This window comes from Paraburkholderia phenoliruptrix (genome assembly GCF_902859825.1).
Taxonomy (GTDB): domain Bacteria; phylum Pseudomonadota; class Gammaproteobacteria; order Burkholderiales; family Burkholderiaceae; genus Paraburkholderia; species Paraburkholderia phenoliruptrix.
In genome coordinates this window covers 22,560-35,949 of record NZ_CADIKB010000006.1, presented here as the reverse complement: position 1 = coordinate 35,949, position 13,390 = coordinate 22,560, and the positions used below count along the sequence as shown (strand labels likewise).

The following is a 13,390-nucleotide window of genomic DNA, read 5'->3' as shown; positions in this document are numbered from 1 at the left end:
GGAAAAGGCGCCTAGTTTTCCGCCGCGATTACTTGCCGGAAAACGAGCCGCGTTCCAGCGTCACCATTCGCGGCAGCTCGATGGTGAACACGGTACCGTCGCTTTCGTCGGACTTCACGTCGACACGTCCGCCGTGCATACGCGCGATTTCGTGCACGATATGCAGGCCTAAGCCGAGCCCTTCGCGCGAACGGGAGCCGCCGTTATTCGGCCCGAATGCCTTGAAGAGATGCGGGACAACCTCAGGCGGAATCACGCCGCGGTTGGCCACCGTGAGGCGCACGCAATCCTCCGCCTCGCCGTCGACGTGCACGCTCACATCGCCGGCCGCGCCGTGGTGCAGCGCATTGCTCACAAGATTCGACACCGCCTGCCAGACGAGATCGGTATCCCACGCGCCCGCTGTATGGCCGCGGCTCGTGAACACGATGCGCTTACCGTTCTCGCGCGAAGCGAACTCGTCAATTACGGAACGGCATAGCGTCGCGAGTTCGATCGACCGGGGCTGCAGCGGCAGGCGTCCGCCTTGCAAACGCGCGAGATTGAGCAGTTGATCGACCATCCGCGCCATGCGCAGCGAACTGTTTTTCACGCGCGCCGCGACGGTTGCGGACTGCTGATCAGCGGCGGTGCGCATCAGGTATTCCGCGGACGCGAGCACTGCGCCGAGCGGCGTGCGCAGATCGTGACTCAGCACCGCCATCAGCATTTCGTTGGCTTCGAGCATCTGACGCGTGGTAACGAGCTGTGCGGCGAGCTGGCGCTTCTGCTGCTCGAGTTGAACGAACACATCCACCTTGGATTGCAGAATGCGCGGATCGAACGGCTTGTAGAGAAAGTCCACCGCCCCGGCTTCATAGCCGCGAAACGTGCGCGACGCATCCTGCGCGGTGGCGGTCAAAAAAATGATCGGCACATGCGAGGTTCGCGGACTGCCGCGCATTAACGCCGCCAGTTCGAAACCGTTCATGCCCGGCATATTGACGTCGAGAATCGCGAGCGCCACCTCGTGCTTGAGCAGCAGATCGAGCGCGGCTGTGCCCGAATCGGCCACCAGCACGGCAACATCGGGGCGCGTCAACAAGGCCTTGAGCGCGGTGATGTTGTGAGCGATGTCGTCGACGATAAGAATGTTCACGGGTGGATTCGACATGGCATCGGATCAAAGAGAGGCCGGCCATGCTGCGAGCCGCCGGGCCATGGTTTCGGGAGAATAGATGCAATCGGCCGCGCCGCGCTCGATCGCGGTGCGCGGCATGTCGGGCGAGGTCGCGGTGCCGGGATCCTGCACCCACGTGAGCCCGCCCCACGCGCGCACATGCTGCAAACCTTGCGCGCCGTCGTCGTTTGCGCCGGACAGCAGGAGCGCGAGCAGCTGCTCGCGATACACCGCTGCCGCGGACTCGAACAAGACGTCGATGGAAGGCCTCGAGAAGCGCACGGCGGGATCCGTTGAAAGCGCAACCGTTTTGTCCACCTCGACCAGCATGTGATAGCCAGGCGGCGCGACGTGCACGCGGCCCGGCATGATCTCGTCGCCGGCGTCCGGCTCGATCACCGGCAACACGCACCGGTGGGCCAGCGCGTGCACGAGATAGCTGGGCGGGTCCGGCGGCAGATGCATGACGATCATCACGGCCGGTGCAAAACTTGCCGGCAACGCGGCGAGCAGCAGGTGGATCACCTCCATGCCGCCCGCCGAGCCCCCGATCACGACGAGTTCGCACGCGCGCGCGCGATGCGCGCCCCGCTGGGCGTCGACGTCAGGCCGAATGCTTGGGCGCGGGTTCACGTTGGTCTCAGCGCTTCTGGTAAATACGTTCGCCCGGACGGAATTCGTCGAAGGCATCGTAATGACGGGAAAACCGCAGGGTCTCCTTGCTGCCGAGTCCGAGAAAACCGCGCCGTACCAGCGCGTTTTCGAACAGACCCAGCGCGCGGTCCTGCAAACCGCGATCGAAATAGATCAGCACGTTGCGGCACGATACGAGGTGCGCTTCGAGAAACACTTCGTCGGTGGAGAGACTGTGGTCGGCGAACACGACACGGCCTTTGAGCGAGCCCGCAAAACGCGCGCCGCTATAGGCCGCGTGATAGTAGTCCGACAGCGAGCGCGTACCGCCGGCCGCGAGGTAATTCTGCGTGAAGCCCTGGATGCGGTCCAGCGCATAAATGCCGGCTTCGGCGCGCGCGAGCGCGTCGGGGTTGATGTCGGTCGCATAGAACAGCGTGCGCTCGGTCAGGCCTTCTTCGTCGAAAAGAATTTTTAGCGACCACAGCTCTTCGCCGGTGCTGCAGCCTGCGACCCACACCTTGATCGACGGATAGGTGCGCAGACGCGGCAAGACGTGCTCGCGCAGCGCGAGAAAATAGGCAGGATCGCGAAACATGTCGCTGACCTGCACGGTGAGGTACTGAAACAGCCGCGAAAACTGATCGCCGTCGCGCAGGATACGGTCCTGCAATTGCGACAGTGTGCCGAGGCCGAACTCATCGAGTGCCTGCGCGAGGCGGCGGCGCAGCGACGACATCGCATAGTGGCGGAAATCGTGCTGATATTTGAGGTAAATAGCCTCCAGCAGCAATTTCAACTCGATGTCGAAATCGCTCATGCGTTGCGGTGCGTCCAACTCGGCTTGGCTCATGGCGATCTCCGTCTTGCCGGCTCGCACCCGTGCGTTGGATTCGTGGCGTTTATCGTCGCCGTTCATGGCTGCGGTTCCACCTCTAACGTTGGCGCAGCCAGACACGGCACAGCGCGACCAGCTTGTCCACGTCGATCGGCTTCGAGACATAATCGTCCGCGCCTGCTTCGAGGCACCGCAGACGGTCGTTCGCCATGGCCTTCGCCGTCAACGCAATGATCGGCAGATGCGCAAAACGCGGATTGCGCCGAATCTCGCCCATCGCGGTCAAACCGTCCATCTCGGGCATCATGATGTCCATCAGAATCAGGTCCACTTCAGGGCCGTTTTGCAGTGCGTCCAATGCTTCGCGGCCATTGCGCGCGATCTGCAGCGTCGCGCCGAGCGGTTCGATCACATGCGAAAGCGCGAAGATGTTGCGGACGTCGTCTTCGGCGAGCAGGATCGTACGGCCTTCGAAGGCATTGTCGCGCTGGCGTACCGTGCGCAGCATGCGCTGCTGCTCGGGTGCCAGCGACGACTCCACGCTGTGCAGAAACAGCGTCACCTCGTCGAGCAGACGTTCCGGCGACTTCGCGCCCTTGATAATGATCGACTTCGAATAGCGGCGCAGGCGGTGCTCTTCTTCGTCCGACAGCATGCGCCCCGTGTAGACGATCACCGGCAGTGCCGCGTGTTCCGTATTGGCCGCGAGGCGCTCCAGCAAATCGTAGCCGGTGCCGTCGGGCAGCGCGAGGTCGGTCACCACGCAATCGAACGACAGTTTCTCGAGATGCTGCAACGCCTCGGACAACGTTGCGACCGCAACGATCTCCGTGTTGTCGCTTTGCAGCAGCGCGCGGATGCTTTCGCGCATCGGCGCGTCGTCCTCGATCACGAGGACGCGCTTCAGACGCTGCTGCAGGCGCGCTTCGAGGCGGCGGATCGCGGCTTCCATCGTGGAGCGCGCGGTCGGCTTGAGCGTATAGCCGATCGCGCCCAAGTGCAGCGCCTTGTCCGCATGATCCGTCGCCGACACGATGTGAATCGGAATATGGCGTGTGAGCGGATCGTTCTTCAGCCATTCGAGCACGGTAAGTCCCGAGCGGTCCGGCAGGCCCACATCGAGCAGCACGGCAGCCGGGCGCATGTCGCGAACGAGCGCGAGCCCGCTTGCCGCGTTGCTCGCATGCACGAAGTCGAAATCCAGTTCATGCACGAGATCGCGCAGAATTTCCGCAAACGCGAGATCGTCTTCCAACGCGATGATGAGACGGCCTGCGCGCGTGCGATTGTCGCGGTCGTCGGCAATGGCAGCGCTGCCGGCTTCAGGCGCGCCGGCTGGTTGAGCGGCGCTGCCCGCGCCCGCCAGGCGAGCAGGTGTTGTCGTCATCACACCGTTGGCGGGCGTGATGACCGCCGGCGCCGCCTCGCCCCAGGATGCGCGAGCGAGCAATGCGTTGTCCGTATCGCCGTTCGTGGCCACCGCATGTGCGGACGTCTCATGCGAAACCGCAGCCGCACTTTCGCCGCCCGCCGCAAGCGCCGCACGCGCGTCGAGCGGCAACCATAGCGTGAACACGCTGCCCTTGCCCACCTCGCTCGCCACAGTGATGCGCCCGCCCAGCAAACGCGCGAATTCGCGTGAAATGGAGAGGCCGAGGCCGCTGCCGCCGTACTGGCGACTTGTCGATCCGTCGGCCTGCTGGAATGCTTCGAAAATCATTTCCAACTTGTCGGACGCAATGCCGATGCCGGAATCGCGCACGTCGATTCGCAGCATGTCGTCGTCCGCCGGCGCGACCGACAGCGCAACCTCGCCGCGTTCGGTGAACTTAACCGCGTTCGACAGCAGGTTGCGCAGGATTTGCGTGACACGCTGACCGTCGCTGACGATGCTATCCGGCGCACCCGACAAACGGTCGAACACGAGGTTCAGGTGCTTCGCGCCCGTCATGGGCCTGAACAGTTCCTCAAGCGATTGCAGCGTCGCGTCGAGCGAGACGGTCTCCAGTTCGACGCTCACCTGCCCCGCCTCGACCTTGGACAGATCGAGGATGTCGTTGATCAGCACCAGCAGGTCGCTATTCGACGCGTGAATGGTTTCCGCATAACGCACCTGCTCTTCGGTCAGATTGCCGGTTCTGTTCTGCTGGAGCAGCTTGGCGAGAATCAGCGAGCTGTTCAACGGCGTGCGCAGTTCGTGCGACATGTTCGCGAGAAACTCCGACTTGTAGCGGCTCGATTGCTCGAGACGCTCCGCGTTCGCGGCCAGATCGTCCTGCGCGCGCAGCAGATCGGCCTTTTGCCGCTCGAGCCGATGCGCATATTCCTCGAGCTGCACGTTGGTCTGTTCGAGTTCCGCCTGTTGCGCCTGCAGGCGCGTTTGCGATTCGAGCAGCGCGCGCCCGCGTTCCTCGAGGCCTTCGTTCGAGACACGCAGTTCTTCCTGCTGCACCTGCAGCTCTTCATTCAACTGCTGCGTCTCGACCAGCGCATCCTGCAAGCGTTCGCGGTAGAGCGCCGCCTCGATGAAGTCGCCCATGCTGTTGCTGACAAGCTCGATGAACTCCGCGTCACGCGGCGCCAGTGTGCGCATGAAACCCAGTTCGAGCACACCATTCACCTCGCCCTCGCTCGCGACCGGCATGATGATCAGATGCTTAGGCGCGCTATTGCCCGTTGCGGAAACGACCTGTATGTAGTTCTCCGGCACATCGCGCATCACCACCATGCGGCGCGACGCGGCGGCCTGGCCGACCAGCGTGTCGGCATCCGCGAGATCGCGCGCCGTGGCCTGCTCGCTGTCGCGGCTGAAGCCGTATGTCGCGACGCGGCGCAGCGTGCCCTGCCGCTTGTCGCGCACGTAGAGCGCGCCGACTGCCGCGTCCATGTACTGCGCGAGGCAATCCAGCATGGCGCGGCCGACGAGTTGCGGAGTGGTCTGTCCGACCACGCGCTCGGCGAGCATGCGCTGCCCCGAGCGCAACCACACCTGTCTTTCCAGTACTTCCGTCTGTTCCGCCTGCTGACGCAAGGCCTTGTCGTAGGCACCGGCGAGATTGAGCAATTCGCGACGGCCCATCCATGCCAGCAGACTGTTCACGCTGATGCTAAAGAGCAGGAACACGCTCACCAGGATGACGGTGACGCGCCGCGAGGCTTCGGTGCGTTCCTGACGCAGACGCAATTCGACGGTGAGAAAGTCGTCGAACTGTTTGCGCGTTTCGTCGAATTCCATCTTGCCGCGACCGCTCGCGACGACGCTCGCCACGTCCTGCATTCTGCGGCGCGCGTCGATCAGGTCTTCGGCAAAGCGGTTCCAGCGCTCCTGAATCGCGGCAATCTGCTTGAGCTTTTCGAGCTGCATCGGATTGTCCGCGACAAGACCCTGGAGTTCGTCCATTTGCGCCTTGAAAAGCGGTCCGCCGTTTTCGTATTGGGCGAGAAAACTCTCGTCCCCCGTGAGGAGAAAACCGCGCATCGACGACTCGCGGTCCACTGCAAGACGCAGCATCTGATTGGCCTTGCCGATGACGCGCTCGGAATGCTCGGCAAGACTCGTAGTGGAAACCAGATAGGCGATGAGCCCGACGAACACGCCGATGGTGATCAGGCCGACAAACAAGGGCAACGCGATGTTGCGGCGAATGATGCCGCGAAAATAGTGTTCGTCGACAGCTTGCGATGCGGTCATTTTTTCTATATTCAGCAAGACGGATCGTCGTGATCCGGAATATTTTTCAGGATTCCCGCGCGGTACGGTGCGTGCTTACGCAAACGCTTAATCATACAGGAGGGGTCTCGTTTTTTGCGTGCAGGAGCGCGCTCTGCATGGCTGCATAAAGGCAGAACGCAAAGGCAAAGGCAAAAGACGCACGCAACTTTGGCCGAGCCCATGCGGTCAATGGTGCGAACAGTGCACGCTCGCGTACTCACTCTCCTCCTTTCGTTAATTCAGCCGATGACCGATCACGCCTTCGCTTCCGCCCGTCTTCGCTTGCGCAGCGCACTCGTTGCCGCGTTCATGCTGTGTGTGCCCTGCGCGGCCACAGCCTTCGCTGCCGACGTCTCCCAGGCGAGCGGCGGCATAAGGGAAGGAACAAAGAACGGCATCGTGCATGTTGCTGTGCATGTGGAAACGCCCGCGCAGGCGTCGCCGGTGGTGCCCGTCCCGCCGTCGGAGCAGTACGCCGAGCTGTATCGCGACGTGCAGCTCGCTCATCTCTTTCCGGACAGCAAGACCTTCGCCGATATGGTGCCGCTCGAACCACCGTCGCAGATCGCGCTCGACTACGCCAGCGCGAAGCAGCAGCCGGGTTTTAGTCTCGGCGACTTCGTGAAGCGCAATTTCACGCTGCCTGCGCGAGCGTCGAAGAGTTATGTGTCTGATCCGAACGAGGACGTCGTGAGCCATATCGACACGCTTTGGAGCGTGCTCAAGCGCGAGCCGGACTCGACTGCAAGTCCGTGGTCGTCGCTGCTGCCGCTGCCCGATGCCTACATCGTGCCGGGCGACCGCTTCGACGAAATCTACTACTGGGACTCCTATTTCATCATGCTCGGCCTCGAGGCGAGCGGACGCCACGCTCTCGTGCTCGACGAACTGAAAAACTTCGCAACCCTGATCGATCGTTACGGCCATATTCCGAACGGCAACCGCACGTATTACCTGAGCCGCTCGCAGCCGCCGTTCTTTGCGCAGATGGTGCGGCTCGTGGCCGACAAGGACGGCGACGCCGTGTACGCTCAATACCTGCCCGAGCTGCAACGCGAATACGCGTACTGGATGGACGGCAGCGAGGGCCTCGCCGCGGGCCACGCGAATCGCCACGTCGTGCGTCTCGCGGACGGGTCGCTGCTCAACCGCTACTGGGACGAGCGGGCGGCACCGCGCGACGAGTCCTACCGCGAAGACGTCGTGACCGCGCAACAAACGCCTGAGCGCAATCCCGGGGACCTGTGGCGCAATCTGCGCGCGGGCGGCGAAACAGGCTGGGATTTCAGCTCGCGCTGGTTTGCCGACGGCAAGACGCTCGCCACCGTCGACGTCACGTCGCTCGCGCCCGTCGATCTGAATTGTCTGCTCGTCGATCTCGAACGCGCGCTTGCCAAGGCGTACCGCATGCGGGGCGACGTCACGCATGCGGAGAACATGGCGCAGCGCGCCGCGACTCGCGCCGACACGATTCGGCGCGTGCTGTGGGATCCGCCATTGCAGGCATTCGGCGACTACGACTTCGTGCGTCGCACGCTCACGCACAAACTGACTGTCGCCACGGTTTATCCGCTTTATACGGGCGTTGCCAGCCGGCAGCAGGCGAAGGCCGTCGCGGCGACCCTGCAGCGCGAGTTGCTGCGCCCGGGCGGCCTCGCCACCACGCAGGTCGCGAGCGGCCAGCAATGGGACGCGCCAAACGGCTGGGCGCCGCTGCAATATCTGGCGGTCATCGGCTTGCGCCGTTATAGCGAACCCGCGCTTGCGCAAACCATCGCCACGCGCTGGATCAGCACCAACGTCTCCTACTATCAGCACACGGGCAAGCTCGTCGAAAAATACGATGTGAATGCCGCCTCACCGGGCGTGGCCGCGGGAGGCGGCGAATATCCGCTGCAGGACGGATTCGGCTGGACCAACGGCGTGTTGCGTACCCTCCTCGCGCTTTATCCGCAGGCTGTTCACACCTCGCGGCCGAGCGATATTGCTGCAGGACCCGCGGGTGTGTCTGCCGCGGCGGCGTCTGCCGCTGCGGCGCCGAAAAACACGCACCGGCTCCAGGGGCCGCGCGTGAGCCCGTAATCGCGGCGGTTACACAATCGCCGGGATCACGCTTCACGCCGTGCTTCGTTTAGAACCGGTAATTGATCGATATGTCCGCGACGCCGTTCGCCTTGCGGTGCGTGATCGGACTATTCCCCGCGCTGCCGACGAGTTGCTGGAACGCGCCGTCCGCCGTGGCGAACCAGTGCTTGTCGAACAGCCACACGGCGCTGATGCCGAAGCCCACCGACTTGAAGCCGGCGCTCGCGTGATATTGCGGATACTGCGAGCGCGCGGCCTGATTCTGGTTCACGCCAAACCAGCTGTTCATATAAGTGGAGTCGGCCAGCGTCACGCTCGGGCCGGCGAACCAGAAGAATTTCTTCGAGCTGCCCGGCATCGGCATATAGGCGCCAAAATCGCCGATCCATCCATTGGAGCCGCCAAAATAGCGGCGCACGTCCGCGCGCAATACCAACGGAAAGTCTTTCGATACGACGTACTCACCCGAGAGCTTCAGGCCCGGCGCGGGATTGATGTTGCCCAGCCCGTTCAGTTCCTGCGGATCGTCATGTCCGCGGCGACCCAGGTCGTAGACCGCCGCGAGGCTCGCGCGCCAGTTCTCGCCCTGTGCGAAGTTGACCCCGAGTCCCTCACCGCTTGAGAAAAAGAACAGGTCCTTGTAGCGCACGTCGAGGCTCGGCCCCGCCATCACGTGATACCGGTCCGAGCCTTCATAGCGCGGCTGGAACGACGTTGCGGCACCCACGCGCAATTGCCAGTCGGGGATGGTCGGCTGCCACATCTTTTGCAGCGGCACACCCGCCGAGTACTGCCATTCGCCGAGCGGCGAAGGGGTTTGCGCGAGCGCCGTCCCCGGACCGGCGGCCATGCCGCCAATGGCGAGCGCCGCAAAAGAGCTTGCTGCGATGCCTGTTTGTTTATTGCGGATCTTGCCGATCCGCTTTCTACGGCTGTTCAACACCAATTCCTCCAGTCCCGCGTATCGCGAAGAGGGTTACGTTTTGGGGCCCGGCGCTCCCCGCCACGCGCGGCGAACCCCGGACGAGCGCCGCGTGGCGGCGCGCGGCATGTAAGTTTTTCAGCAACGACACGCATTGCACGGCAAAAAGGCGAACACGCCAGCTCTGCCTGCCGCCACGCACATGCTTTGTGCAATGGGATTCGTCGGATGAGACAGGACGAACGTTTTGCCGACCGAGCAGCTAGTGCAAGATGCGGGCCTACCGCGTGGAGGCCAACCTCGGCGACATGAAGTTGCCGGCTTCCATGCGCAGCGTTATCGCGCGACCTGAACAAGCACCGGCTTGTCGCGATACAAGCTGGGAAAGAGCCGCTTGAGGCTAGCCACCTTCGGTATATCGTTGAGCGCGATATACGCCGAGTTCGGATGCTCGGTAAGGTAGTTCTGGTGATAGAACTCGGCCGGATAGAAGCCCTTGAACGGTTCTAGCTTCGTCACGATCGGCGCCGGGAAAGCGTGTGCTTTGTCGAGTTGCGCGATGTAGCTCTGTGCGACGCGCCGCTGCGTATCGTTCAGGGGAAACACCGCGGACCGGTATTGCGGACCGCTGTCGGGACCTTGACGATCGAGCTGTGTCGGGTCGTGGATGACCGAGAAGTACACCTGAAGCAACTGCCCATAGGTGACTTGCGCGGGGTCGAACGTGACCTGCACCGACTCGGCGTGGCCCGTGGCTCCGCCGCTGACTGTTTCGTAATGCGCGGTGTCGCGCTGGCCGCCCGAATAGCCCGAGACGGCCTGCTTCACGCCACGCACATGCTGGAACACGCCCTGCACGCCCCAGAAACAGCCACCCGCAAACACCGCGGTTTCTTCATGCGCCGATGCTGCCGGGACGGGCTCGTCCAGCGCGGGCGGCGCGATCGGCACGGCGTTCTCCGATGAAAACGCCACGCGTTGCGCAAGCAGCAGCGCGAGTAGGCCGAAGCCGACGCCGACGCGGACGTCGAGCCAGAGCCGCGCCGCGCGGGAGTGGGCGCGCTTGCCGTCGATACGATTGTCGATATTCATGATGTGTGTCCTGATTGAGACTACAGCGTGTGCCATACCGCTCGCCTCGCGCCTACCCGCGTGGGTCTCGCGGGAAGCGAACGGCCCCGCAAATTAGTCGCGCGAAGGCCGCGTGAATGACAGCATGCGCGCGTTTCCCGCTTTGCGCAGGGCAGCGCATGCCGTTGGCAAAGCACTCACAGCGGAAAGCGCGTGGTCGAGAGGATCTCCTTGAGCACCATGAACGAGCGGATTTGCCGTACACCCGGCAAATACAGCAATTGTTCGGCGTGCAGGCGATTGAAGCTGTCGCTGTCGCGCGTGCGGATCGTCATGAAGTAATCGAATTCGCCCGTGACGACGTGGCACTCCATGCAGCCCGGCACGGTCTGCGCCGCTTTCTCGAAGTCGGCAAACGACTCGGGCGTGGACCGATCGAGCACCACGCCGATGATCACCAGCATGCCCGCCCCCGCCGACTTCGGGTCGATCAACGCGACCACGCCGCGAATCAGGCCCGATTCCTTCAGACGCTCGACGCGCCGCAGGCAGGCCGGCGCGCTCAGCTTCACCTTGGCCGCCAGCGCGACGTTCGAAATCGACGCGTCCGTTTGCAACTGGCGCAGGATCGCCCGGTCGATGCGGTCCAGCGACTGAAGCGACTCGGCTGCGGGCGCCGAGGCGGCCTGGCGTGCTGAGGGCTGGCGAACTTTTATTTTGTTCATGGGTTTATTCAGGAAACAAAGTTGAGATTTGTGCTTCTGGCGGTTATTTAAATTACGCCGACAGGATTTTCTTCGCAAGCTCATTTTCCGCGGTTTTTCCTACCATGTGTTGAACGCAGCGGCCCGCTGCCCGCGCCCACACCCTCAACCCCGGAGATGCCATGAACCTGCAACGCTTTCCCCGCTACCCGCTCACTTTCGGCCCCACGCCGATCCAGCCGCTCAAGCGCCTCAGCGATCATCTGGGGGGCAAAGTGCATCTGTATGCAAAGCGCGAGGATTGCAACAGCGGCTTCGCGTTCGGCGGCAACAAGACGCGCAAGCTGGAGTACCTGATTCCCGAAGCGCTCGCACAAGGCTGCGACACGCTGGTTTCCATCGGCGGGATTCAGTCGAATCAAACCCGCCAGGTGGCGGCGGTCGCCGCGCATCTCGGTATGAAGTGTGTGCTCGTGCAGGAAAACTGGGTCAACTATTCGGATGCGGTGTACGACCGCGTGGGCAACATTCAGATGTCGCGCATACTCGGCGCCGACGTGCGCCTCGTGCCGGACGGTTTCGACATCGGCTTTCGCAAGAGCTGGGAAGACGCGCTGGAAAGCGTGCGCGCCGCCGGCGGCAAGCCGTATGCGATTCCTGCCGGCTGCTCGGACCATCCGCTCGGCGGCCTCGGCTTCGTCGGTTTTGCGGAGGAAGTCCGCCAGCAGGAAGCCGAACTCGGCTTCAAGTTCGACTACATCGTGGTGTGCTCGGTGACGGGCAGCACACAGGCCGGCATGGTGGTGGGCTTTGCCGCCGACGGCCGCGCGGATCGCGTCATCGGTATCGACGCGTCGGCGAAACCCGCGCAGACGCGCGAACAGATCACGCGAATCGCCAGTCGGACCGCGGAGAAAGTCGGCCTCGGGCGCGACATCACCGCGCAGGATGTGGTGCTCGACGAGCGCTTCGGCGGCCCGGAATATGGTCTGCCGAATGACGGCACGCTCGAGGCGATCCGCCTGTGCGCGCGCCTGGAAGGCGTACTGACCGATCCCGTCTACGAGGGCAAGTCGATGCACGGCATGATCGACATGGTGCGCAACGACGAGTTTCCCGAAGGCTCGCGCGTGCTGTATGCGCATCTCGGCGGCGTGCCCGCGCTCAATGGCTACAGCTTTATTTTCCGCGACGGCTAACGGCAGCGTGGCGTGCGACGGTCCAGGGTTGAATGCGACCTGTGGGCCGTTGCGTATTCGCGCTCATGCGGTAAGGCGCTTTTTCAGATGTTTGCGCAAGAAGTCGACGAACGCGCGAATGGTCAGCGAGCTCTGCCGATGTTGGGGATAGACCGCGTAGACGCCGGTGGGGCTCGGCAAAAATTCGTCGAGCACGGTGACGAGCCGGCCGCTTCGCAATGCGTCGGCGACGATAAAATCAGGAAGCCGAACTATTCCGAGGCCGGCTACGGCCGCATCACGAATCAGGTCGCCATTGTTGGCGCGCAGCGGCCCGTGCACTTCGAAGCTTTTCACCGCGCCGTCCACGGCGAATTCCCAGGTCACCACACCGCCGTGTCCATAAAGCAGGCATGAGTGACGCGCCAGGTCAGCGGGCGCGGCGGGCCTGCCGCGGCGGCGCAGATACGCCGGACTGCAACACGCGACCAGATTCACATCCACCAGCTTTTGCGCGATCAACGTGGAATCCGGCAACACGCCGATTCGCACGGCCATGTCGAAGCCCTCGCCGACCACGTCGACGGTACGGTCGCTCAACTCCATGTCGAAACGCACGTCGCGATGCTCGCGCAAGAAATCCGCGACGAGCGGCGACAGATGCAGCATGCCGAAGGACATCGGCGCACTCACCTTGAGGAGGCCGCGTGGCCCCGCCCGCCGCAGCGACATGGCCTGCTCGGCGTCCTCGACCTCGCCCAGAATGCGTTTGGCCCGCTCGTAGAACTCCTGGCCCAGGTCGGTCACGGCAAGCTTGCGGGTATTGCGCACGAGAAGCGGCACGCCGAGCGCTTCTTCCAGCGCCATGACCCGGCGGCTCACGAACTGCTTGGACAGCGCAAGGCGCTTCGCCGCGGCAGTGAAGTTATGAGCGTCGACGGTCGCGACGAAGATGCGCATGTCGTCCAGTTGCATGGCGATTGTCCACTAGAAGGAGACGGTCTTTCCAACTATACGCCGATTATATCCGTTCAGGTTGACCTACACTTCTGGTCATGGATCGCGGACAACCTACCCGTCCGGATCGC

General features: G+C 63.2%; 10 protein-coding genes. 2 read left to right on the top strand and 8 right to left on the bottom strand.

Features of this window, described 5'->3' with window-relative positions:
- Positions 1-28: 28 nt before the first annotated feature.
- The 4 genes from HV711_RS09090 to HV711_RS09075 all read right to left on the bottom strand — a co-directional run bounded on the left by HV711_RS09090 (position 29) and on the right by HV711_RS09075 (position 6,321).
- Positions 29-1,153, bottom strand: coding sequence for a hybrid sensor histidine kinase/response regulator (locus tag HV711_RS09090; protein WP_013590227.1), 1,125 nt, complete (start codon positions 1,151-1,153; stop codon positions 29-31).
- 9 nt (positions 1,154-1,162) lie between these two features.
- Positions 1,163-1,792: a chemotaxis protein CheB gene (locus tag HV711_RS09085; RefSeq protein ID WP_013590228.1), complete on the bottom strand. Its 630-nt coding sequence runs from the start codon at positions 1,790-1,792 to the stop codon at positions 1,163-1,165.
- A 7-nt stretch (positions 1,793-1,799) separates the two neighbouring features.
- Complete coding sequence (locus tag HV711_RS09080; RefSeq protein WP_035483875.1) at positions 1,800-2,645, bottom strand: CheR family methyltransferase; 846 nt, start codon at positions 2,643-2,645, stop codon at positions 1,800-1,802.
- 82 nt (positions 2,646-2,727) lie between these two features.
- The gene (locus HV711_RS09075) at positions 2,728-6,321 is read right to left on the bottom strand and encodes a response regulator (protein ID WP_035483839.1); all 3,594 of its coding nucleotides are present in this window, start codon (positions 6,319-6,321) and stop codon (positions 2,728-2,730) included.
- Positions 6,322-6,588: 267 nt separating this feature from the next.
- Between HV711_RS09075 and treF the strand changes: the two genes are divergently transcribed.
- Positions 6,589-8,424 carry an alpha,alpha-trehalase TreF gene (gene treF, locus HV711_RS09070; protein WP_035483841.1) on the top strand — a complete coding sequence of 612 codons (1,836 nt, stop codon included), beginning with the start codon at positions 6,589-6,591 and terminating at the stop codon, positions 8,422-8,424.
- Positions 8,425-8,473: 49 nt separating this feature from the next.
- Here the strand turns inward: treF and HV711_RS09065 are convergent, their stop codons facing one another.
- The 3 genes from HV711_RS09065 to HV711_RS09055 form a co-directional block, all read right to left on the bottom strand.
- On the bottom strand, positions 8,474-9,370 hold the full coding sequence (locus HV711_RS09065; protein ID WP_035483843.1) for a MipA/OmpV family protein: 897 nt from the start codon (positions 9,368-9,370) through the stop codon (positions 8,474-8,476).
- 315 nt (positions 9,371-9,685) lie between these two features.
- Positions 9,686-10,441 carry a peptide-methionine (S)-S-oxide reductase MsrA gene (gene msrA / locus HV711_RS09060; protein WP_014971830.1) on the bottom strand — a complete coding sequence of 252 codons (756 nt, stop codon included), beginning with the start codon at positions 10,439-10,441 and terminating at the stop codon, positions 9,686-9,688.
- Between the two features lie 176 nt (positions 10,442-10,617).
- Entirely contained in the window at positions 10,618-11,145 is a 528-nt protein-coding gene (locus HV711_RS09055) for an Lrp/AsnC family transcriptional regulator (protein ID WP_035483846.1), read from the bottom strand.
- A gap of 161 nt (positions 11,146-11,306) precedes the next feature.
- Between HV711_RS09055 and HV711_RS09050 the strand changes: the two genes are divergently transcribed.
- Positions 11,307-12,323: a 1-aminocyclopropane-1-carboxylate deaminase gene (locus tag HV711_RS09050; RefSeq protein WP_035483847.1), complete on the top strand. Its 1,017-nt coding sequence runs from the start codon at positions 11,307-11,309 to the stop codon at positions 12,321-12,323.
- A 63-nt stretch (positions 12,324-12,386) separates the two neighbouring features.
- On the opposite strand, the gene HV711_RS09045 is transcribed toward HV711_RS09050, so the two are convergent.
- Positions 12,387-13,277 (bottom strand): LysR family transcriptional regulator, encoded by an 891-nt coding sequence (locus tag HV711_RS09045; RefSeq protein WP_014971832.1) that lies wholly within the window; start codon positions 13,275-13,277, stop codon positions 12,387-12,389.
- Positions 13,278-13,390: the final 113 nt, after the last annotated feature.

Bases quoted from the DNA above. Each gene is read 5' to 3' on its own strand.
- HV711_RS09045 (WP_014971832.1), bottom strand. From the start codon at position 13,277: ATGCAACTGGACGACATGCGCATCTTCGTCGCGACCGTCGACGCTCAT.
- HV711_RS09055 (WP_035483846.1), bottom strand. From the start codon at position 11,145: ATGAACAAAATAAAAGTTCGCCAGCCCTCAGCACGCCAGGCCGCCTCG.
- HV711_RS09090 (WP_013590227.1), bottom strand. From the start codon at position 1,153: ATGTCGAATCCACCCGTGAACATTCTTATCGTCGACGACATCGCTCAC.
- HV711_RS09050 (WP_035483847.1), top strand. From the start codon at position 11,307: ATGAACCTGCAACGCTTTCCCCGCTACCCGCTCACTTTCGGCCCCACG.
- HV711_RS09080 (WP_035483875.1), bottom strand. From the start codon at position 2,645: ATGAGCCAAGCCGAGTTGGACGCACCGCAACGCATGAGCGATTTCGAC.
- msrA (WP_014971830.1), bottom strand. From the start codon at position 10,441: ATGAATATCGACAATCGTATCGACGGCAAGCGCGCCCACTCCCGCGCG.
- HV711_RS09075 (WP_035483839.1), bottom strand. From the start codon at position 6,321: ATGACCGCATCGCAAGCTGTCGACGAACACTATTTTCGCGGCATCATT.
- treF (WP_035483841.1), top strand. From the start codon at position 6,589: ATGACCGATCACGCCTTCGCTTCCGCCCGTCTTCGCTTGCGCAGCGCA.